Below are 19681 nucleotides of genomic sequence, written 5' to 3' on the forward strand. Positions count from 1 at the left end.
GGGGGCCGGGGCGGGGGGGGCGCCCGCCGCCGGGCCCCCCGGGGCGCCCCCGCCCCCGCACCGGCCGACGGCGGCCCGCGGTGTCCTCACGGTGCCCTCACGCCGTCAGCCCTGGCACAGGCCCCGGCTGTAGTCGTAGGTCGCGGCGGCCTGCGAGTACTGCCACTGCGGGGCGAGCAGTCGGGTGTCCAGCTGGGCGGCGGCGGTGCGGTCCTCCACCACGTAGCCGAAGTCCTGCAGCCAGGCCGGGTAGAGGTTCTTCGAGCCGATGAAGAACGCGGAGCCGTCCACCGACACCAGCTTGTGGTGCAGCGCGTACGGGTGTCCGTCGGCCCAGGTGGGGGCGGATGCCGCGCGGAACGAGGCGAGTTGGAGGTTCCGGCACATCGCGGTCCGGGCCTGGGCCGGGTCGCCGAGGCGGGCGGTGAGCCGGGCCGCGAGGGTGTCGCTGATCTCGTTCAGGGACTTGATCTGCGAGTACCCGCCGCTGCCGACGGCGCCCCGGTTGCCGGGGTCGCTGACCACGATCCGGACCTTCACGCCGTCGGCGAGCTTGCCCGCGAGCGTGTCGAAGAGCCGCGCGTCGTAGCGGGGCATCGGCGGGCAGGTGCCCGTCACGTCCTGCTGGGAGATGTCGATCCGGCTGGTGGCGCCGGCGACCAGCGCGCGCAGCGCGTTCTCCTCCGGGTTGACGGTCTCGTAGGCGCGGTCGCCGTTGGTGCGGTCGCGCAGGTTGACGGGGCCGCACGCGGCCTCGTCGGCGCCGGCCGCCGGCTCGGGACGGTAGTCGGAGGAGGGATCGGTGTCGCGGATCCCGACGCCCAGGCCGCCGATCGCGATCACCGGCACGTTGCCGGTGGCGGGCACCTGCGCGGCCGGCGGGTTGAGCCGCTTCTCCAGGTCAGGGGTGCATCCGGCGCCCTTCGAGGAGGCGAACCAGGCGGCCGAGAAGACCCCGCTGTTGCGGCAGGTCCAGTCCCACAGGGTGTCCAGGTAGGCGCCCGCGGAGGCGGCGGCCGGACCGTTCAGCGCGAGGTCGACGTCCGTCACCGGGTGGGCGGTGTCCAGGTAGTCGCCCTTCCAGTTGTTGATGCCGCCGGTGATGACGCTCTGCCCGTCGACGACCAGCAGCTTGGAGTGGTTCCAGGAGAACGCGGTCTTCGCGGTGGTCATCGAGGCCACCTCGACGGTCACCCGGTCGGCGGCCGGGCCGAGCCGGGCCACCAGGTCGTCCCGGTACTTCGACGGCAGCGCGGTGATGTTGATCAGTGGGGCGGCCCCGGCGAGGACCCGCACGTGGGGCGCGTTCCCGGCGGCCACCGACGCCTTGAGGCCGTCCACGATGGCGTCCTGGAACCCGCCGTCCGGGAACGGGGCGAGGGTGGATATGTCGACGGTGCGGGTGGCCCGCGCGATGTTCTCCCGCATCCGGTCCAGCAGCCGCGCCGTGCCGGTCCGTTCGGCACAGGAGGCGTCCCCCCAGCACCCGGGCGTCTGCAGCAGCCAGCCGCCCGGGTCCCCGGCCGGCGCGTCCAGCCGGTTGCCCGCCGTCCGCTGCCACACCGCGCCCTCCAGACCGGGCGAGACCTGGCGCAAGGTCCGTTCCACCGCGTCCAGGTGGGGGGTTCCGTCGGTCCGGGGAGCCGTCGGCGCGGGCGCCGGGTCGGCGAACGCGGGGGCGACGGGCAGCGCGCCGATGGCGGCGGCGAGGGCCAGCGCGGAGCCGGCCAGACGGCGGCCGGAACGGCGGGGCTGGTGAGAGAGCACGTGCGAGTCCTTCATGCGGGGCCGGGGGCGTTCACCCGGACGACACCGGTAAATTACCTCAAGGTAACCTGATGTGTCGTCATGGTCCCGCCAAGGACGGCCCGCTCGCCCCGAGCGGACCGCCGCCTCCCCCGTTCACCCCCTCCCGTTCGCCCCCTCCCGTTCGCCGTCTCCCGTTCGCCGTCGGCCCCGAGCCGGATCCAGGGCCCTACAACTGGCTCAGGATCGTCGGGTCCGTGATCCTCGCGTCGTCGGCCAGCAGGACGGCCTTGCTGAGGATCACCGCCGTCATGCGGTCGCCCTCGAAGGGCAGGTAGCCGGCCTGCGGGGCGGCCTGGCCGGCCTTGGGGACGATGCAGAGGTACTGGTCGTTCGGCGCCATGAGGATGTTCCCCGAGCCCAGGTGGATCCTGTACGTCCGGCGCGATCCCACCACGCGCAGGAAACGCCCCTCGACGGTGCAGCGGTCGGCGATCGCCAGGCGGGGCACCAGCCGCTCCAGCAGCACCCGGCGGGTCTCCGCACTCTGGCTCAGCTCGCCGAAGCCGTACGAGGCCCAGTACTCGCGGTAGCGGCCCTCGGGCCCGCCGTCCTGCCAGGTCGGGTCGTTGCCGACACTGGCCACCCCCACGAACAGATCGACGTCGCGCAGGACTTCGGACAGGACGAGCGGCGGGACGTCGGCGATCGGCACGGGCTCCACCCGCGCGGCCCGGCGGGACGCGCTCATCCGGTAGTCCCCGCCGTAGCAGGCCGCGAAGTTCTGCGGGGCGTCGATCGGGTAGAAGCGCACCTGGTCGGTGCTCAGCCGCAGGAAGCTGCCGGAGTCGGTGGTGTCGGCACCGAGCGCGTGGGACTCCCCGTGGATCCAGTACTCGGCGCGCAGCCCCCACCGCGGCAGCTCCCGGGTGGCCGGCGGGGCCGAGTCGTCGACCATCAGCCGCAGTCTGTTGTGCCAGCCCCTGACGGCCGCCAGGGAGTGGAACTGGTGCTGGCGCAGGACGTGCCCGGCGAACCGGTTGGAGTAGGTGCCCGTCGCCCGCTCGGCGTCGGTCAGCAGGTACACCTCGCGGTGCGCCTGCTTGAACGGCTGGGTGATCGCGTGCCGCTCCAGCCAGTCGCGCCAGGCCACGACCTCGGCGGGCCCGCGCCCCACCGGGTGCCAGAGCCGGACCTCGCCGCCCTCCCGCACCGGGTCGTCGGTGAGCGTGCGCAGCTCGCCGTCGGCGAACCCGACGGCCGTGCCGTCCACCGTCCACAGCAGCCGCCGCGCCAGCGTCCCCATCAGGGGGTGGTCCAGGAACCGCTCCCGCCAGCCGGCGTACGGCCAGGCGCGGTCGGCGAGGAACTGCCGGTCCAGGCGCTCGCTCTGCGCGGAGAGCATCTTGTCGACGTCCTTGACCGCCGCCTTCAGCTCCTTGACCTCCTCGGCGTGGTCGCGCCTGACGGCGGCCGGCACGCTCTTCACGACCTTGCCGGCCGAACCGCGCCAGCTCAGAACGGCTTTGCCGCCCCGGACCTCCACCACCGCCGTGACGTCGCCCAGTTGCCGCTCCAGGCGCCCGACCTCCGTCAACCCGTAGGCGGGGACGGCGAGTTCCTCCATCTCCTCACGGGAGAGGCCTAGCTCCTCGGCCCGGTGCTCCAGCACGGACTCGATCAGCCTGAGCACGGGCTTGTACGTCACCCGCGTGGCCAGCCGGGCCAGCTCGGCGAGAACCGGCTCCCCGTCGAGCCGGGTGAGCGCGCCCACGGCGGCGTTGGCGGCCTTCGGATTGCGCGGGCCGATCCCGGCGGCCTTCCGGAGCGAACTCTCGACCAGCGCCCCGAGCGCCCGCACGGTGTCCGGGTGCGCGGGCAGCGTCCCGAGCACCCACGTCAGCCCGCGCAGGGCGTTGGCGTTGTACGGATCGAACGCGGCGTTGACGTCCGGCTCCCACTCCCGGCGCTCCAGCGCGAACGTCCGCCGCCCGACCAGCGCGAGCCACGGCACCACCGCGGCCCGCACCCGCTCCGCGCCCAACTGCTCGACCAGCGCACCCGCCCGCCGCTCCCACGCCCGGGTGGGCCTGGCCGCCGTCGCGGTGGTCGCGTGCCGCAGCAGGGCCTCCAGCCCCGGTACGTCCTCGGCCTCCCGCATCGCCCGCTCGGCCCACTCCTCACCGACGTTGAGGACGGGTTCGGTGAGCCGCTTCGCGAGCGCCCGGACCCGGTCGTCGCCGTAGGACTCCAACGCCGAACGCCGCAGGACGGCCACGACCTCGGGCGCGAAGGGCCGGCCGTCCTCCAACTCGGCCTCGGCGAGGGTGAGGTAGCGCCTGCCGAACCACAGGCCGTGCTGCCGTCCGATCTCGCCGAGCACCTTCGCCTGCTCCGCCGACCGGCGGCCGGACCGGTCGGGCAGGGTCCGCTCGATGACGACGACCAGGCCCAGCACGTTGCCGTGGGCCGCGCCCGCCCCCTCCGCGGGGAGCCGCGCCGCCAGGGCGTCGGCGAGCGCGCCCCTGGCCTCCGCCGGCATCCTGCGCACCTCGGCGAGCACGGCGTCCCACACGCCGGACCACATGTCGTCGTCACCGGCCGCCAGCCGCACCAGCCCGTCGGCGATCCCCTCCGTCTGCGCCGGCGTGAGAGCACGCCGCCGGAGCAGCTCCATGATCCCGTGGAACTCCACCGTCCTCAGCCCCCCACCAGCGGCACGAGCTTCAGGAACGTGACCTCGGTGCCGAGCACCAGCTCGACCTCCTCCGCCGGGTCGGTGACCTGCCGGTCCCCCACCAGCACGAGGAAGCCGTTGCCCGCGAACGCCGCGAGCGCCAGCTCCGTCTGCACCTCGGGATCGATCCGCCGGGGCGTGCGCAGCGCGTACCCGTTCAGCACCCGCTCCGCGTCCTGCGGCTGCACCAGGCCCCGGAACACCTCCGGCGTCCGCGCGTTGTACTCCGCGACCTCCTGGAAGACCCTGCGCCGGATCAGCTCACCCACGGTGAGCCGCTCCTCCGCGATCTCCAGACCCCACCCGTCGCTCCGGTGCCCAGCCGTCGTCTCGTCGACGAACCTCACGATTCCCATGCCGTGGACAGTACGGCCCCCCAGTGACACCGCCGCCGGTGCCCCGGGAGGGGCCCTGCCCGGGCCGGTCCGTCCCCCAGCGTCATGGCCGCCCGCCTGGAGGGCCAGCTGACGGCCCGGCTCTCGGGAGGGGCCTCAGGAGTCCGGGGCGTGGCGGATCCAGTCCGGGATCCCGCCATCGGCGTTGCGGCCCTTCTCCAGGAACGCGATGTTGCGGTAGAGGTGCAGGCCGGCCAGGGACGCTCCGACTCCGCCGGTGGGCTTCGCCGGCTGTTCCTCGTAGTGGAGGTCGTCCACGAGCTGCTTGACGAGGCCGAGCGCGGTGCCGCCGCAGGCCTCGGGATCCTCGTTCCCGCCGTAGCCCGGGGCGTAGGACGTCCACAGGTCCTCGATGACGTACAGGCCTCCGGGGCGCACGTGGGGGAACAGGGCCCGGAACGAGGTCCTGATGTGCTCGTTGATGTGACTCCCGTCGTCGATGACGATGTCGAACGGGCCGTGCCGCTCGGCGATTTCGGTCAGCTGGGCCGGGTCGCCCTGGTCCGCCTTCAGCGTGCGGAGGCGCTGCTGGTCGAGACCGCTCTTGTCGAACAGGTCGACACCGAACACGAGGCCGCGCGGAAAGTAGTGCTTCCACATCTTCAGGGACCCACCGCCGAAGGCCGGGTTGTCGTACCCGCCGATCCCGATTTCGAGCACGCGGACGGGCTGGGTGCGCAGGTGGTGCAGGTGGCGTTCGTAGAGCGGGGCGAACCAGTGCAGGCCGCCCCACTTGTCCGAGTCGTGGCGCACCGCCAGCCGGGCGAGCCCGGGGTGGTCGGAGGAGCAGCCGGTGAGGACCGTGCTGGCCGCTGCCATGATCGGGCCGAGCGGGCGGAGGCCGTCCACCGACACGGACTCCGGGACGAATTGCAGGGCGGTCCTCCGGGTCGCCGGCCCACCGGGCCCGGTGGGGCCGGCGGGGCCGAAGAGTTCCCGCACCAGGTCGATGACGTCGAATTCGATGTGGAGTGCGGCGGCACCGTTCGCCTCGTTCCGGCGGAGCGGCCGGCCGACTTGTACCAGAAAGGAGGTACCGTGTCGTTCTTCGCCGCGTGTGACGTCCATGGCGATGACAACCGGTTCGGCGTTTCCGGGCGGGTCGCAGCGGAAGAGGATTTCGTCGACCAATACGGCCGCGATGTCCGCCAGTTCGTACGAGTGGACGACGGAGTGCAGGGCCCGGGTGTCCTCCCCGGCCAGTCTGAGGCCTTCGATCAGTGCGGTCGGATCGGTTTTCCCGACCACCCCCGGGCCCGAGGATGTGCTCATCACATGAAATCCCTTTCTTGAACTCCGTTGGAATGGGCCTCGCCTGACACGTTCTCGCGCCCGTCGTTCCCGGTCAAGCAGCCGCCGGAATGCGTTTCGGTGCGAGCCGGTGAAAGCGCCGTTCGGCGCGATCGACCCCGGAGTCGCACGTCCGGCCCGGCGTGCTTGAAATCGGTCCAGCCGGGCTGGACAATTCCCAACAAATCTTGTCGCATTCGCGATTACCCATGTCTTCAGCCGGTGAGGAGCAGTCTGTGCGCGTCTTGTTCGTGGCAGCGCCCGGGGTCGGCCACCTCATGCCGGCGGTTCCCGCCCTGTGGGCCGCGCAGGAGGCCGGCCACGCGGTCCTGGTGGCCACGACCGGGCCGAGCCTGGAGATGGCCGCGCGCTCGGGCCTGGCCGCCGTGGACGTCTGCGACGGCGACGCCGCGGACACCTACCACCGGCTCGGCGTCCGGCTCGCGAAGAACAGGCCCGACCGGTACGACCTCCCCGGTGCGTGGCGCCGGTTCGCCGGTACGTCGGACCTGCCGGGCCCCGCGACGGCCGACCCACCGCCGGGGCCGGCGCCCGACGACGCCGCCGCCCTGGCCCGTGGAGTGGGAGGCCGACTGGTGGACCGCACCGTCGACCTGATCCGCCGGTGGCACGCGGACCTCGTCGTCTTCACGACCTTCCTGTCCGGCGGCCAGCTCGCCGCCGAGGCCGCCGGCGTCCCCTGCGCGATGCACGGGATCGGGCTGCCCTACCCGACCTTCTCCGCCGTGCTGAGCGCCATGGAGGACGTCTGCGCACGCCACGGTGTCACCGGCGCGCTCACTCCGCCGGCGGCCACCATCGACCCCTGCCCCGAGAGCATGCGCCCACCGGGCAGCGCGACCGGGTGGCCGATGCGCTACGTGCCCTACAACGGCGGTGCCGTGCTGCCCGACTGGCTGTGCGTCCCGCCGCGGCGCCCGCGCATCTGCGTGACCTGGGGGTCGGTGCTCCCCGCCGTCGGCTGCACCTCGATGCTGCGGGACGTGGTCGAGGCGGTGGCCGCCGAGGAGACCGAGGTCGTCCTCACGGCGGACGGCCCGGAGGTGTCCGGCCCGGGGCTGCTCCCCCCGAACGTCCGCGCCGTCGGCTGGGTGCCGCTCAGCGCCCTGCTCCCGAGTTGCGCGGCCGTCGTCCACCACGGCGGGTCGGGCACCACCTTCACAGCACTCGCCCATGGTGTGCCGCAGCTCGTCCTGCCGCAGACGGCGGACCAACCGGTGAACGCGCAGGCGGTGGTGGAGCGCGGGACCGGGATGGCGTTCCCTGACCGGGACATCGACCGCGGGGCACTCGCCGACGGGGTCCGCCGTGTCCTGACCGACCCGCGGATCCGCGAGGCGTGCCGGCAGGTCCGCGACGAGATCAGCGCGATGCCCGGCCCCGGGCAGGTCGTCCGGCGGCTGTCCGAGGCCGTGTCATGACCCACACGGTCCCGGAACCCGCCGACGCGCCCAGCCCACCGCTGGACGGCGACGCCCGTCCGATCACGGCCACCGGCTCCGGCTGGCCCGCGATCGCGCCGCTCCTGCGCGCGGCCTCGGACGAACACCTGCTGGCGCGGGCCGTCGGCGACCTCGGGCTCGACCGGGTCGCGGCACTCGTCGCCGAGGAACTGGCGGTGCGGTGCGATCCCGTACCGGTCGACCGCCCCGCGCGCCTCTCCTTCGAGATCACCGCGGGCCGGGACCGGGCCGCCCGCCTCATCACCGTCGACCGCGACGGGCTGACCTCGCGGCGGGACGGCTGGCAGGACGCACCGGTGCGGATCAGCCACGACGCCGCCGACCTCCTGCGCAGCCTCTACGGCCCCGGCACCGGTACCGGCACCGACCGCCAGACCAGCCGCCGGGTGACCACCTGCGCCGAGCTGAACGCCTCCTGCCCGGACCCGGGCCGACTCACCGCGATCGTCGGCGAGCGCCGGCGACTGGCGGTCGCCGTCCAGGCGGTCGTGGCCGCCTGCCAACGGCACCCGGTCGACCTCGGCCGGCTCTCCACCCGGTTCGGCTCGGACAAGTGGGCCGACCTCCACTGGTACACCCAGCACTACGAACGGCACTTCGCCCGCTTCCGGGACGCACCGATCCGCCTGCTGGAGATCGGGATCGGCGGCTACGACGCGGCGGACCAGGGCGGCGCGTCACTGCGCATGTGGCAGCGCTACTTCCCCGCGGCACTGGTCCTCGGACTCGACATCGTCCCCAAGCCCGGTGTCCGGGGCCCACGCATCGCCACCGCCGTCGGCGACCAGGGCGACCCGGTACTCCTCGACGAACTCGGCCGCCGGTTCGGGCCGTTCGACATCGTCATCGACGACGGCAGCCATCTCAACGCCGACGTCCGCACCTCCTTCGCCGCCCTGTTCCGCCACGTGCGGCCGGGTGGGCTGTACGTGGTCGAGGACCTCCAGACCGCCTACTGGCCCTCCTTCGGCGGCACCGCCGGCCCCGTCGCCGGGCCCGCGACCTCGGCCGGCCTGCTCAAGCAGCTCATCGACGGCCTGCACCACCAGGAGTGGGTCACACCGGCGGTGGCGTCCCGGCCGTCCTACGCCGACCGCCACACCGTGGCCCTGACCGTCTACCACAACCTCGCTTTCATCGAGAAGGGCGTCAACGCCGAGGAAGGCGCACCAGCCTTCCTCGACCGCGGTTGCCCCCCGCCCCCCGAGTGACGTCCCGTCAGGTCACACCGACCCCGGACCTCCGGACCCTGCGGAGCGATCCACACCGAGACCGACCAGCCATGGAGACACCAGTGGACGACAGTGACGGGCACCTCTACCTGGACCTCATGAAGAAGGTCCTGACCAACGTCATCTACCAGGACGGCGCGCTCACCCCGGACGGGCCGACCGCATACCGGGCCGAGAAGCGGCACGGAGGACTGGACTGGCCCGCCGCCGCGCACACGATGATCGGACTGGAGCGGCTGGACAACCTGCACGACTGCCTGGAACGGGTCCTCGCGGACGGCATCGACGGCGACCTCGTCGAGACCGGCGTCTGGCGCGGCGGAGCCTGCATCTTCATGCGCGCGTTCCTCAAGGCGCACGGCGTCGCCGACCGCCGGGTGTGGGTGGCCGACTCCTTCACCGGCATCCCCGACGTGGGCATCGACGGGCACCCCCTGGACCGCGAACTGGCCCTGCACCAGGCCAACGGCGTCCTCGACGTGCCCCAGGAGGAGGTCGCGGAGAACTTCCGCCGCTACGGGCTGCTGGACGAGCAGGTCGTCTTCCTCCCGGGCCGGTTCCGGGACTCCCTGCCCCAGGCGCCGATCGAGAAGCTGGCGCTGCTGCGCCTCGACGGCGACCTCTACGAGTCCACCCGGGACGCCCTGACCCACCTGTACCCGAGGCTGTCCACCGGAGGGTTCGTAATCGTCGACGACTACGTCATCCCGGCGTGCCGGGCCGCGGTGCACGACTTCCGCCACGAACAGCGGATCGACGACCCGATCCAGCCGATCGACGTCTGCGGCGCCTACTGGCGGCGAAGCCTGTGACCGCGGCCCCGGCGGAAACCGTCACGGTGCACCCCCTCAACGAGCAGTCGCGGAGGATCATCGACGCCGGTGAAGCCGCCGTGTTCGGGCTGAGCCCGTTCAACGGCTTCTACCGGCCCTCGACCGTCGGGACACTGCTGGCCTGGGCCGCCGGCCGGTTCCAGCACGTCGAAGCCGTCCTGCCCGGCTACGAGACGGCCTTCGGCCTCATCGCCGGCGGACGGGAACCCCGGGAAGCGGTGCAGACCACGACCCGGGTCGTACGCAGGATGCGCGCCACGGCCCGACGCGCCCTCGACGCTTCCGGGCCGAACCCGCACGCCCGGGTCAACAGCTGGACCCGGCTCGCCACCCGCAGGCGCTACCGCGAGCTGCGCGCCGAGGTCGACGGCGTCTTCCGCTCGGACGGCCGACTGCGGGAACTGTGCCGAGAAGCCTCCCGCGGCTACCTCAGGACCGTCCTCGGCACAGAGCCGACCCCGGCCCAGACCGAGCTCAACCTGGGCTACGTCCTCGCCGAACTCCCACTGATCCTCGACATGCCCGGCATCGTGGGAACCAGGACCGCCGTCCTCCTCTACAACCGTCCCTGGCCCCTGCAACTCGCCCTGTGGAACGGCGAGGTCCCCGCACTGGCACCGGCAAAGGGCCACGGCTTCGCCACCGTCGCGCTGACCGCCGAACCGGACGAGCCGGCGAACGTCGACAGAAGTGGAGCCCAGCAGTGACCCTGCCGGATACCGACGTCCTCCAATGGCCGCTGCCCGCAGGAGAACACGGGACCCCGCCCCCGCTGTACGCCACCCTGCGGCGGGAACGACCGGTCTGCCCGCTGCGCATGCCCAGCGGGCACACCACCTGGCTGCTGACCCGCTACGACGACATCACCGACGTCCTCACCGACCCGCGCTTCTCCAGGAACCTGGTCTACCCGGGCGCGCCGAGACTGATCGGCGAGGACTTCAACTCCGTGCCCGGGGGCATCTTCAACCTCGACCCGCCCCGGCACACCCGGGTGCGCCAGATCCTCAACCCCCTGTTCAACCGGGGGGCCGCCGAACGGTGTTCCGGCGACATCGCGGCGCACGCCGACGACCTGCTGGCCGCCATGGCCGCCGGAAGCAACCCCACCGACCTGGTCGGCGCCTACACCGCGCCCCTCGCCCTGCGCGTCAGCTGCGGCCTGCTGCGCATCGCGGCGGACCGGCGCCAGGCACTGCACGGATTCTTCCGCGAGCAGACCAGCCAGAACGCGGACCGGACGGACGTTGCGACCGCCACCGAAAGAATCGGCACGCTGGCCGCCGAGATCATCGCGGACAAGTGGTCCGACCCCGATCCGGCCGAACCGGTCGGGGCGCTGGTCACGGCCCACCAGGCCGGTGAGATCACCTCCGACGAACTGCACGGCACCGTCAGCTACCTGCTCGTCACCGGCGTCGAACCGCTGGTCTCCTCGATGTCCACCGGCATCGTCACCCTGCTCAGGCACCCCGACGAACTGCGAGCCGTCCGCGACGACCCGCGGTTGTGGCCGGCGGTCGTGGAAGAACTCCTGCGGCTGCACCACAACGGCTACCTGTCCAACCCGCGGGTCGCGTTGGAGAACACCGAGATCCGCGGCGTGCCGATCCGCGCGGGAGAGACGGTCGTCACGCCGATGATCGCGGCGACCTGGGACCCCGACCACTACAAGAACCCCCACCGGTTCGACATCCACCGCCGTACGGACGGCTCCAGGACCTTCGGCGCCGGGCCCCACTTCTGCCTGGGCGCCTCCCTGGCCCGAACGCATCTGCGGATCGCCTTCGAGACACTCTTCACCCGGTTCCCGACCCTCATCCTCGGGATCAACGCGGACGAACTCCCCTGGGACGAGGACAACCTGTTCACCCGCCCGCTCGTCCTGCCCGTCGCGTGGTGAGGGGTCGACGAACCTGCGAAGGGCGACCCCGGTCAAACTCCGACGGCGACCCCGGCGAACGGCGCGGACGACAGACCGAGCAGGCCGCCGAACGGCGAGTTCAGTTCGTAGATCAGGACGACCATGAAGACGATCAGGCAGGTGAAGCCCGTAGCCAGCACCAGATGGGTGCCCGTGCGCTCGACCCCGAAGAGGAACATCAGGCCCAGGGTGAGCGCACCACCGGCGAGCAGGCCGAACCACATGACACCCGACATGCCCTGGCCCGCGGCCTCCTCCCGGCCGTGGCGCGCCTGATAGGCGGCGGAGAGCTGCGCGAACGCCACCTGGTCCACCTGCTGCTGCACGTTGGTGGCGGGCTCGAAGGACGTCCACGCGTTCTGCACGTCGCGCAGCAGAGCCCAGCCGCGCGGGCCCAGCGGTTTGCCCTGCTCCATCAGGGGCCACTCCTCGTTCCGGACGTAGGCGGCGTACGCCTCCGTCGCCGAGCGGGCCTGCTGGGCGGTGTCGGGGGGCAGCGCGTCGGCGAGCAGGTACATCTGGTGCAGCGCCCCGGCCTCGGCGCTGATGTTGGTACTGGCGTCGTCCTTGGACTCCCACACCGTCACCAGCGCGACGCCCAGCACCAGGGCGTACAGCACGCCGACCATCATCGTGAGGTAGTCGGCGGTGCCGTCGCGGGCTTCCTCCCCCGACGCCGATCGCCTCCTCCTGCGGCCGTTCAGCAGGAGGGCGCCGACGGCGACGACGACGAGTCCGACGACGATGCCGGTCATCGCGAGTACGTGTTCCATGGCACCCCTCAGGTTCAGTCGGTCCGGCGGCTCGGCTTGAAGCGACGCCACGCGACGGCCGCGGCGACGGTCGCGGGAACGAACAGGAGCAGGAAGAACAGCAGAACGCCGTGCGACAGCGGGGGCTTGCTCTGGCCGAAGCGACCGGTGTGCAGCAGAGGCGACCCGTGGTTCCCCCCGGCGTGCGGCCCCGGGGATCCGGAGGGTGTCGCGGACGCACTGGCGGAGGCGCTCGACGAGCCCTTCGCGGGCTCGCCCCCCGCACCCGGCGCACCTGCCGCAGCCGGCGCACCCGGCGCACCCGGGACGGGCCCACCGGACGCGGCTCCGGCTCCGGTTCCGGGCGCGGCAGGTGCGGCAGGTGCGGCAGGACCGGCAGGCGCTCCAGGCGCAGCAGGTGCAGCAGGCGCGGCACCAGCGGCACCACCCCCGGGAGCAGCAGCCGCAGCGCCGCCACCGGCACCACCACCACCGGCCGCACCCGCTCCGGGAGCAGCAACCGCACCACCACCAGCGGCACCGACTCCGGCAGCAGCAGCCGCAGCACCGACTCCGGGCCCACCGACGGCACCGGCTCCGGGCCCACCGACGCCGGTCGCTGGAACCCCCGGCCCGCCGGGTGCGGGGACGCGCGCACCACCCGCGGGCGCCCCGGGCACTCCGCCTCCAGGCGCAGGCGTTCCCGGCGCCCCGCCCCCGGGTGCCCCGGGCACAGGACCACCAGGCGTAGGTCCGCCTGGCGAGGGAACCCCGGGCACTCCGCCTCCGGGCGCCCCGGGCGACGGGGCACCAGGCGGCCCGGACGGCCCGGACGGCCCCGGCGGTCCGGGCGACGGCACACCGGGTGGCCCGGGCGAGGGGGAGCCGGGCGCGGGCACTCCGCACACGGGGCCGTCGAGCGTCACGGGGGCTCCGCCCGCCGCAGCCGCCGTCGTCGCCGCCACCACCGCCGCTGTCGGCGCGAACGCCTCCACGCCGGTGTAGCCCGAATCCGTCGTGCGGGTGACGGTGCCTCGGCCGTACGTCATGGCCGCCCGGGCGGTGGCCTGGCCCCTGTGCTCACCGGGCTGGACCCGCAGGGTCGCCGTGCAGACGACAGTGGTTCCCGGGCCGAGCCGAGGGAGGTTCTCGGCTCCGCCCGGGCAGCGCGGTTCGACGCCGGGGGCGAGGGTGTCGGTGATCCGCACGTCGGCCACCGGGGTTTCGCCGTCGTTGCGCAGCGCGTAACTCACCCTGACCTCGTCACCGGTTCCCACCGCCGGGGCACCGGGTCGGCCGTCGACCGTCACCGACAGCGCCAACCCGCCGGTGCCCGGTCCGCCACGCGGGTGTGCGGCGACGGAGCCCGCAGCGGCCACTGCCAGGACGCCGGCCGCCGCACAGAAGGACAATTTCCATCCAGGCATACAAGCTACTTATTGTCTGCGAGCGGCCCGGCCCCAGCCGACACGCCTTCCATCGGGCTCCGATCCACGCCGATCACCCGACCAGGCCAACGAGAGCGGAGCCGCCACGGGACTGCCGGCAGAAGGGGCGACGGCCCGCACCACGCGGTGCAGGCCGTCGCCCACCCGCACAACCCCGCCCGAACGATGTGAACCAGCAGGTCAGAGCACGCGTTGACCTGCCCGGCCACAGACATCCGGAACAGGATTCAGGGCCGGGCGGCCGGGCAGTCGGTGTCCTGAACGGGGAGAACACCGTCCAGGAGGTAGCGGTCGACGGCGGTGTCCACGCAGGCGTCGCGCGGCGCGAACAGGCCCGCGTAGACGGTGTGCCGGAAGGCGCCGCGCAGGGTCACCAGGCGGGAGCCGGTCAGGGCGCGGTGGGCGGAGAGTTGGCCGGGGTAGGTGGCGGCCGGGTCGCCGTCGGCGCCGACCAGCAGGACCGGCACGGCGTTGCGCACCAGGGCGGGCGGTTCGGCGGGCTCCGCGGGCCAGAAGGTGCAGGGCGTGAGGTTGCGGGTGAGCGGGCCGAACAGCGGCTCGTCGGCGCGGTGGGCCTGGATGTCGCGGTAGTAGGCGAGCGGATCGCGCGAGGCGGCGCGGTCGGCGCACATGATCGCGGTCTGCACGGCGGCGTAGCCGCCCGCGTCGGGGGCCGTCAGACCGCTCAGCACCGCTTCCAGCAGTGCGGTCGGCTCCACCGGACGGCCCTCGGCGGCGTCGGCCAGGACGCGCACCAGCGCGGAGAACTCCTCGTAGGCGGCGGCGTCGTCCCCGGCCGCCACCGTCCACAGCACCTGCGGCAGGGCCCGGGCGTCGACCCGGTGGGTGCCGACCGCCAGCGGCGCGCGCCCGGCGGCCAGGCGCACCCGCTCGACCGCGGCCAGCACCTCGGTGGTGGTCCCGCCCAGGTGGTGGCGGTCGTCGTGGCGGGCCGCCCAGGCGGCCCACGCGGTGAGCGCGGCCGCCATCGCGGGGCCCTGGGTGGCGGTCAGGTCGGGGCCGAAGCGGTCCGGGTCCATGGCCGCGTCGAAGACCGCCCGCCCCACGCGCCCGGGGAACAGCTGGAGGTAGACCTCGCCGAGGTAACTGCCGTAGGAGGAGCCGAGGTAGGCGATCGTCTCCTCGCCGAGGACGGCGCGCACCAGGTCCATGTCCCGGGCGGTGTTGCGGGTGGAGATGTGCGGCAGCAGCTCGCGGTACGGCGCGCAGCGGGCCGCGAGGCCCTTGGCGACCTCGGCGGACCGGTCGAAGGTCAGCCGGTCGGGGCCGGCCGAGCCGGGGCCGGCCGTGGGCCAGCCGCAGTCGAGGGGCGTACTGGCGCCGACGAAGCGCGGGTCCATGCCGATGATGTCGTAGCGGGCGGCCAGGCCGGGCGCGGCCCGGCGCAGGGCGAGGGCGAGGTCGCGGGCGGGGACGCCGGGGCCGCCGGGGTTGTAGAACAGGGTGCCCAGGCGGCGGGCCCGGTCGGTGGCGGGCAGCCGGGCCAGGGCGACCCCGGTGGTCCGCCCGTCGGGGCGACGGTAGTCGAGGGGGACGGCGAGCTCGGTGCAGCCGGCACCGGCGGCGTCGAGCTCGGCGCCGGCGGTGTCCTCCGGGCTGGTCGCGCAGGGGTGCCAGCGCGGCTGTTGGCCGCGCAGCGCGGCGAGCGGATCGGCGGCGGCCACCGCCGCGGGCGGGGGCGCGGTGACACCGGCCGCCGGTACGGCGGACGCGGTGAGGATGGTCAGGGCCAGCGACGCCAGAGCGGCGGCCGGCTTGGCGGCGCGGATCACGGTGTTTCCCCTCGGGTGCCTGGGCGGGCCGTCGGGGCGACCGTAGGCGGCGCGGCGGCCGGGCGCTTCCACCACCGGTACCGGGCTCCCCCGCCGAACTACCCCTACGCGTCTGCTACTTCAGGACCACCCCGACCGGGACCGACACACGGCGTACCGCCAGGCGAAGCTGGTTTCCAGACGAACGGCCCAGAGGTCGTCGCCGGCCACGCTCCGGCGACCGCCAGCGCTTGCTCGCTGCCGATCGGATGTCGGCTTGCGGCATGTGGATCCTGGTGAAGCGGAGAGGCTCCGCGAACACCTCGACAACGACCCCCTCACCGGATCGGCCGATGACGTTCCACCACGTACCACACGTTCCACGGTTCTTCCCGGATCGGAGGCCTGATCGACCATCCGGGGCCAGCAAAAGGTCAGCAAGACGCCCGGGAGTCGACAACCATGGCCACCCTCAACCTCGTCCGCGGCATGGGCAGCTTCGTCAAGGAGTGCGGGCACCCCGAGAGCCGATGGCCGAGGTACCCGCACGAGTACAAGATCCGCTACCGCAACGCCGCCGGGAGGCAGACGGAGGAGTCGGGCTTCGCCACCCAGGACAAGGCGAAGGCCCCCCAGCTCCAGGGGCAGCCGCGGAAACACCCCCCGGCACCTTCATGCTCATCCGGTACGAGGCGTCCGCCACCGAGCTCCTCGGCGTCGTCGTACGCCTCGTGGGCCAGCAGCGCCAGGGCCACGAGCGGGCCGACTGCCCACCCCTGACGGGGAATCGGCTTCAGAGTCCGATGACGTTCACGGCCTGGGGGCCCTTCGGCCCGTCCTCCAGCTGGTACTCGACCCGCTCGCCCTCCTCCAGGGTTCGGAAGCCGCCGCCGATGATGTTCGAGTAGTGGACGAAGACGTCGGGGCCGGGGATGTCGGGCACGATGAAGCCGTAGCCCTTCTCGCTGTTGAACCACTTGACGGTGCCGAAGTTGACCAGGACACGGCGGCCGGTGGCCGACGGCCCGGCGACGGCCGGTCCGGTGTCCGCCCAGGCGGGGACGCAGGCTCCCAGCAGGGCGGCGAAGACGAGGAGCGGCGCACAGGTCATCGCCGCGGCGCGGTGGCGGGTGAGGGCGGGGCGGAACATGGGCGGACCTCCTGTTACCGATTGATCACTCATGGTGTTCACCGGTGGGTGGCCCCGCAAACTCGGACGGCTGTCCGAGGACGCGGGAGCCAGGTGCGTGTCACGGAGTGGTGCCGGCCTGGGCGAGGCAGCGCTGGAGGCCCTGGAGGAGACGGGCGACGGTGTGTTCGGCGACGTGGGTGGCGGGGTGACGGGAGCGCAGGAACAGACCGTGGCGGGTGCGGGAGAACCAGAGCTGGAGCGTGTCGGTGACGGTGGCGCGGCTGATGTGGTGGGGATTGCGTGCGCGCGGCGGCTCCCCGGTGGTGGCGACGGTGCGATGGTCGAGGTAGGAGAGCATGAAGACGTCGCCACCGGTGGGCCGGGACCGGCTGGCGAGGGCGGTGGCCACGGCGTCCAGCGGCAGTCCGGCCGTGGTCCGGGCGTGGCGGAACGCCGTCCGAGCGACGGGGACCGCGTCGGTGAGGGTGACGGCGGCGCCGAGGTCGAGGGTCAGCGGTGCGACGGTCGTGAACCAGCCGATCGAGCGGGCCGGGCACGGGTCGTGCCGGGTGTGCAGGGGCACCAGCAGCCGCAGTGGCGACGGTGCGCCCAGCCGACGGACGGTCAGCGCGGTCGCCGCGAGCAGTGCCCCGAAGAGCGTTCCGCCGGAATGGTGGCAGTGGTGCTCGAGCGATGCCGTCCCGGCGGCGTCGAGGAGGCGCCGGCAGTCGCCGCCGGACGCAACGGCGAAGCCCGATGCCGTTCCGAGGGGCAGCGGGAATCTCGGTAGCGCGTCGTCGCCGTCGCTGAGGAACCGTTCCCACACGCGTAGGGCACCGGCTCGGACGAAGCCGTCGGCGCCCGGGGGCCGGGGTACGCGGGGGTTCGGGCCGTTGTCGAGGCAGGGAAGACGCGGGGTGCGGTGCCGGGCCAGTGCGCCGAGGATCTCGGTGAGTTCCTCGGCGGCGATCGCCAGGGAGTGGGCGTCGCTGTGGCAGTGGTCGAATCCGCAGACCACGGTGGTGCGCGCGTCGCGCAGGACGGCTGCGAAGGCGTAGGAGGGCAAGGCCAGTGGTCGGCCCGGTCGAACAGGCCGGTGAGCCACTCCTGGGCCGAGCGGTGGTCCGTCGCCTGGCCCGCGTCGACGGCGGTGAACCCCAGGGCGTGTGCGGGGACGGCGAACCGCTCCACCCCGCCGCTGGGGCCGGTGCGCAGCCCGGTGCGCAGGGTCGGGTGACGGCGGGTCCAGCGGGTCAGTCCGTCGGCCAGGACGGCAGGGTCGATCCGGCCCGGCAGATCGACCGCACAGGCGAGCCAGCTCGACGCCCGGGGCCGGCTTCGCGCGGAGGCCAGGTGCAGGTGCTCGTTGGTGCTCAGCGGGGTGCCGCAGGCTCCGGCTCGCGCGGCGGCGGACAGCATCGCGGCGGTCGGGGCGAAGGCGATGAGGTCTCCCGGAGCCGGTCGTAGACGTCGGCGTCGATGACGTGCACGTTCGGGCCTCCAAGGTCCCCGGCCGGTCGCACCGGGCCCAGGGCGGGGAGCGGTGCCAACTCCCCAGGCCCAATGGGTTCGCCGGGGCCGGTCGTGCGGAAACGGTACGGTGGCCAGCGGCCAGGCCGCCGCGCCGGAGACCCTCAACTACCTGACCAACGCGGCCGTCCACTTCAGCCCGCCGCTGTCCACCACCGCCCAGGCCACCACCGTCGCCATCACCGGCACCGTCAGCAGCTGCACGGACTCACAGAGCGGCGCCACAGCCGTCACGGGCGGCACGGTCACAACGACCCTCCACTTCAGCGCCCTCAGCTGCAACCCCCTGCTCCCCGCCACACTGACGCCCGGTGCCTCGGCCGCCTTCACCTGGAACCTGGCCAACGGCACCCACAGCAGCAGCACCGTCACCGGCCTCGCCCTCACCGAGATCGACGGCGCCGGCACCCTGACCGGCACCGTCACCAGCACCTCCCCCCGCCTCGCCGGGGAAACCCTGACCTCGCTCCTGAACATCGACAGCGACCAGCCGATCCTCGACAACTGCGTCGACGTCCTCCTCGGAGCCCCGCCCATCGCCAACTCCACCCTCACCGCTGACATCGCCCTCAGCTGAGAACCCTGCACCCAGAACCGTTCATGTCCCTGCCCCGAACCATCGGCCGCAGGGACTCGAGACTGGGAACCGGGCCAGCCCGGTAGGCGCGACCGGGACCCCGGAGGGGCCGTGAATCGGTCAAGGGTCCCCTTCCTCGCTCACTGTGCCGGTCGGAGGGGGTCCGCACCGACGCGCCCCGTCCGCCCCCGAGACACGCTCGGTAGCCGACGGGGCCGTACGGTACATGCCGTCACAGAGAGGTCAGAGTCAGCGTGGTGAGACCGCTCGACCCCGTGATGGTGCCTTCTCCGATCGGGCACAGTTCCGGGTTGCTCCCGGAGATGTCGACGACTTCGACGGTCTTCACGGCGGAATCGCCCGTGTAGCGCCCGCCGGTCACCGTGCCGGTGAAGGTGGCAGCACCGCCGGTGTCCGCCACGGAGGACCAGTACACCGTGCTCGTGCTGTCGCCGCTCCAGGTGATGGCCTCGGCGAACGGGGTGAGCTCGTGGAGCACGTTGAGACAGGTCTCGCTGCTCGTGGACCCAGCCCAGACGCCACGCCTCCAGGCGATCCACGCCAACCTCGTCGACCGCCGCCAGGAGGCCGAGGACCCGGGCCGGCTCGGAGAGGTAGCCGCCATCGAGACCACCATGGCCGCCGCCGCTCAGAAGCTGGAGGCGATGCGCGAGCGTGCAGCACAACCGTCCGCCGTCCACCTCGGCATGCCCGACATCCGCCGGGACGCCGGACGAAGCAGCACCGATTCTAGGGACTGAGCGCCGGCATGTTCCCGATCAACATCCGGCGACATGCCGGTCCGCTCATCGAGCTGGCCCGGCAGGGC

The 19681-nt window shown here is 73.2% G+C and carries 17 protein-coding genes and 1 pseudogene; 8 read left to right on the top strand and 10 right to left on the bottom strand.

Annotation, left to right across the window (positions count from 1 at the left end; translation table 11 throughout):
- Nucleotides 1–105 precede the first annotated feature (105 nt).
- The 4 genes from ACWD4P_RS21415 to ACWD4P_RS21430 all read right to left on the bottom strand — a co-directional run bounded on the left by ACWD4P_RS21415 (nucleotide 106) and on the right by ACWD4P_RS21430 (nucleotide 6150).
- Nucleotides 106–1767 (bottom strand): phospholipase D-like domain-containing protein, encoded by a 1662-nt coding sequence (locus ACWD4P_RS21415; protein ID WP_359828775.1) that lies wholly within the window; start codon nucleotides 1765–1767, stop codon nucleotides 106–108.
- A 208-nt stretch (nucleotides 1768–1975) separates the two neighbouring features.
- Complete coding sequence (locus ACWD4P_RS21420) at nucleotides 1976–4423, bottom strand: DUF4132 domain-containing protein (protein ID WP_449780628.1); 2448 nt, start codon at nucleotides 4421–4423, stop codon at nucleotides 1976–1978.
- Nucleotides 4424–4446: 23 nt separating this feature from the next.
- Entirely contained in the window at nucleotides 4447–4839 is a 393-nt protein-coding gene (locus ACWD4P_RS21425) for a hypothetical protein (RefSeq protein ID WP_359828779.1), read from the bottom strand.
- Between the two features lie 135 nt (nucleotides 4840–4974).
- A complete protein-coding gene (locus ACWD4P_RS21430; RefSeq protein ID WP_449780629.1) occupies nucleotides 4975–6150 on the bottom strand; it encodes a hypothetical protein in 1176 nt (391 codons plus the stop codon).
- 254 nt (nucleotides 6151–6404) lie between these two features.
- Between ACWD4P_RS21430 and ACWD4P_RS21435 the strand changes: the two genes are divergently transcribed.
- The 5 genes from ACWD4P_RS21435 (at nucleotide 6405) to ACWD4P_RS21455 (ending at nucleotide 11620) form a co-directional block, all read left to right on the top strand.
- Nucleotides 6405–7610, top strand: coding sequence for a nucleotide disphospho-sugar-binding domain-containing protein (locus tag ACWD4P_RS21435; protein ID WP_449780630.1), 1206 nt, complete (start codon nucleotides 6405–6407; stop codon nucleotides 7608–7610).
- A complete protein-coding gene (locus ACWD4P_RS21440; RefSeq protein WP_449780631.1) occupies nucleotides 7607–8863 on the top strand; it encodes a hypothetical protein in 1257 nt (418 codons plus the stop codon). The genes ACWD4P_RS21435 and ACWD4P_RS21440 overlap by 4 nt, the downstream gene beginning before the upstream one ends.
- Before the next feature lie 83 nt (nucleotides 8864–8946).
- Nucleotides 8947–9696, top strand: a complete 750-nt coding sequence (locus ACWD4P_RS21445) for a TylF/MycF family methyltransferase (protein ID WP_359828787.1) — start codon at nucleotides 8947–8949, stop codon at nucleotides 9694–9696.
- Between the two features lie 26 nt (nucleotides 9697–9722).
- Complete coding sequence (locus tag ACWD4P_RS21450) at nucleotides 9723–10424, top strand: tRNA-dependent cyclodipeptide synthase (RefSeq protein WP_449780632.1); 702 nt, start codon at nucleotides 9723–9725, stop codon at nucleotides 10422–10424.
- Nucleotides 10421–11620 (top strand): cytochrome P450, encoded by a 1200-nt coding sequence (locus tag ACWD4P_RS21455; RefSeq protein ID WP_449780633.1) that lies wholly within the window; start codon nucleotides 10421–10423, stop codon nucleotides 11618–11620. The genes ACWD4P_RS21450 and ACWD4P_RS21455 overlap by 4 nt, the downstream gene beginning before the upstream one ends.
- Before the next feature lie 32 nt (nucleotides 11621–11652).
- Here the strand turns inward: ACWD4P_RS21455 and ACWD4P_RS21460 are convergent, their stop codons facing one another.
- Nucleotides 11653–12414 (bottom strand): bestrophin-like domain, encoded by a 762-nt coding sequence (locus tag ACWD4P_RS21460; protein ID WP_449780634.1) that lies wholly within the window; start codon nucleotides 12412–12414, stop codon nucleotides 11653–11655.
- A 361-nt stretch (nucleotides 12415–12775) separates the two neighbouring features.
- On the opposite strand from ACWD4P_RS21460, the gene ACWD4P_RS21465 reads away from it, so the two are divergent.
- On the top strand, nucleotides 12776–13144 hold the full coding sequence (locus ACWD4P_RS21465; RefSeq protein WP_449780668.1) for a hypothetical protein: 369 nt from the start codon (nucleotides 12776–12778) through the stop codon (nucleotides 13142–13144).
- 337 nt (nucleotides 13145–13481) lie between these two features.
- On the opposite strand, the pseudogene ACWD4P_RS21470 reads toward ACWD4P_RS21465, so the two are convergent.
- The 4 genes and pseudogenes from ACWD4P_RS21470 to ACWD4P_RS21485 all read right to left on the bottom strand — a co-directional run.
- Nucleotides 13482–13820 (bottom strand): annotated as a pseudogene (locus ACWD4P_RS21470) (DUF7507 domain-containing protein); the annotation flags it as partial.
- Nucleotides 13821–14068: 248 nt separating this feature from the next.
- Complete coding sequence (locus ACWD4P_RS21475; RefSeq protein ID WP_449780635.1) at nucleotides 14069–15634, bottom strand: alpha/beta fold hydrolase; 1566 nt, start codon at nucleotides 15632–15634, stop codon at nucleotides 14069–14071.
- 772 nt (nucleotides 15635–16406) lie between these two features.
- Nucleotides 16407–16613 carry a cold-shock protein gene (locus tag ACWD4P_RS21480; RefSeq protein ID WP_359821869.1) on the bottom strand — a complete coding sequence of 69 codons (207 nt, stop codon included), beginning with the start codon at nucleotides 16611–16613 and terminating at the stop codon, nucleotides 16407–16409.
- Nucleotides 16614–16863: 250 nt separating this feature from the next.
- Nucleotides 16864–17811: a hypothetical protein gene (locus ACWD4P_RS21485; protein WP_449780636.1), complete on the bottom strand. Its 948-nt coding sequence runs from the start codon at nucleotides 17809–17811 to the stop codon at nucleotides 16864–16866.
- 534 nt (nucleotides 17812–18345) lie between these two features.
- Between ACWD4P_RS21485 and ACWD4P_RS21490 the strand changes: the two genes are divergently transcribed.
- Nucleotides 18346–18852 (top strand): hypothetical protein, encoded by a 507-nt coding sequence (locus ACWD4P_RS21490; protein WP_449780637.1) that lies wholly within the window; start codon nucleotides 18346–18348, stop codon nucleotides 18850–18852.
- Nucleotides 18853–19084: 232 nt separating this feature from the next.
- On the opposite strand, the gene ACWD4P_RS21495 is transcribed toward ACWD4P_RS21490, so the two are convergent.
- Nucleotides 19085–19273, bottom strand: coding sequence for a hypothetical protein (locus ACWD4P_RS21495; protein ID WP_449780638.1), 189 nt, complete (start codon nucleotides 19271–19273; stop codon nucleotides 19085–19087).
- On the opposite strand from ACWD4P_RS21495, the gene ACWD4P_RS21500 reads away from it, so the two are divergent.
- Nucleotides 19263–19613, top strand: a complete 351-nt coding sequence (locus ACWD4P_RS21500; RefSeq protein WP_449780639.1) for a hypothetical protein — start codon at nucleotides 19263–19265, stop codon at nucleotides 19611–19613. The two genes, ACWD4P_RS21495 and ACWD4P_RS21500, sit on opposite strands and share 11 nt — an antisense overlap.
- The last annotated feature ends 68 nt before the right edge of the window (nucleotides 19614–19681 follow it).

It is taken from the genome of Kitasatospora sp. NPDC002543, from assembly GCF_053594915.1.

Coding starts and splice junctions, on each gene's coding strand:
- ACWD4P_RS21430 (WP_449780629.1), bottom strand. CDS start 6,150: ATGAGCACATCCTCGGGCCCGGGGGTGGTCGGGAAAACCGATCCGACC.
- ACWD4P_RS21440 (WP_449780631.1), top strand. CDS start 7,607: ATGACCCACACGGTCCCGGAACCCGCCGACGCGCCCAGCCCACCGCTG.
- ACWD4P_RS21420 (WP_449780628.1), bottom strand. CDS start 4,423: ATGGAGCTGCTCCGGCGGCGTGCTCTCACGCCGGCGCAGACGGAGGGG.
- ACWD4P_RS21460 (WP_449780634.1), bottom strand. CDS start 12,414: ATGGAACACGTACTCGCGATGACCGGCATCGTCGTCGGACTCGTCGTC.
- ACWD4P_RS21425 (WP_359828779.1), bottom strand. CDS start 4,839: ATGGGAATCGTGAGGTTCGTCGACGAGACGACGGCTGGGCACCGGAGC.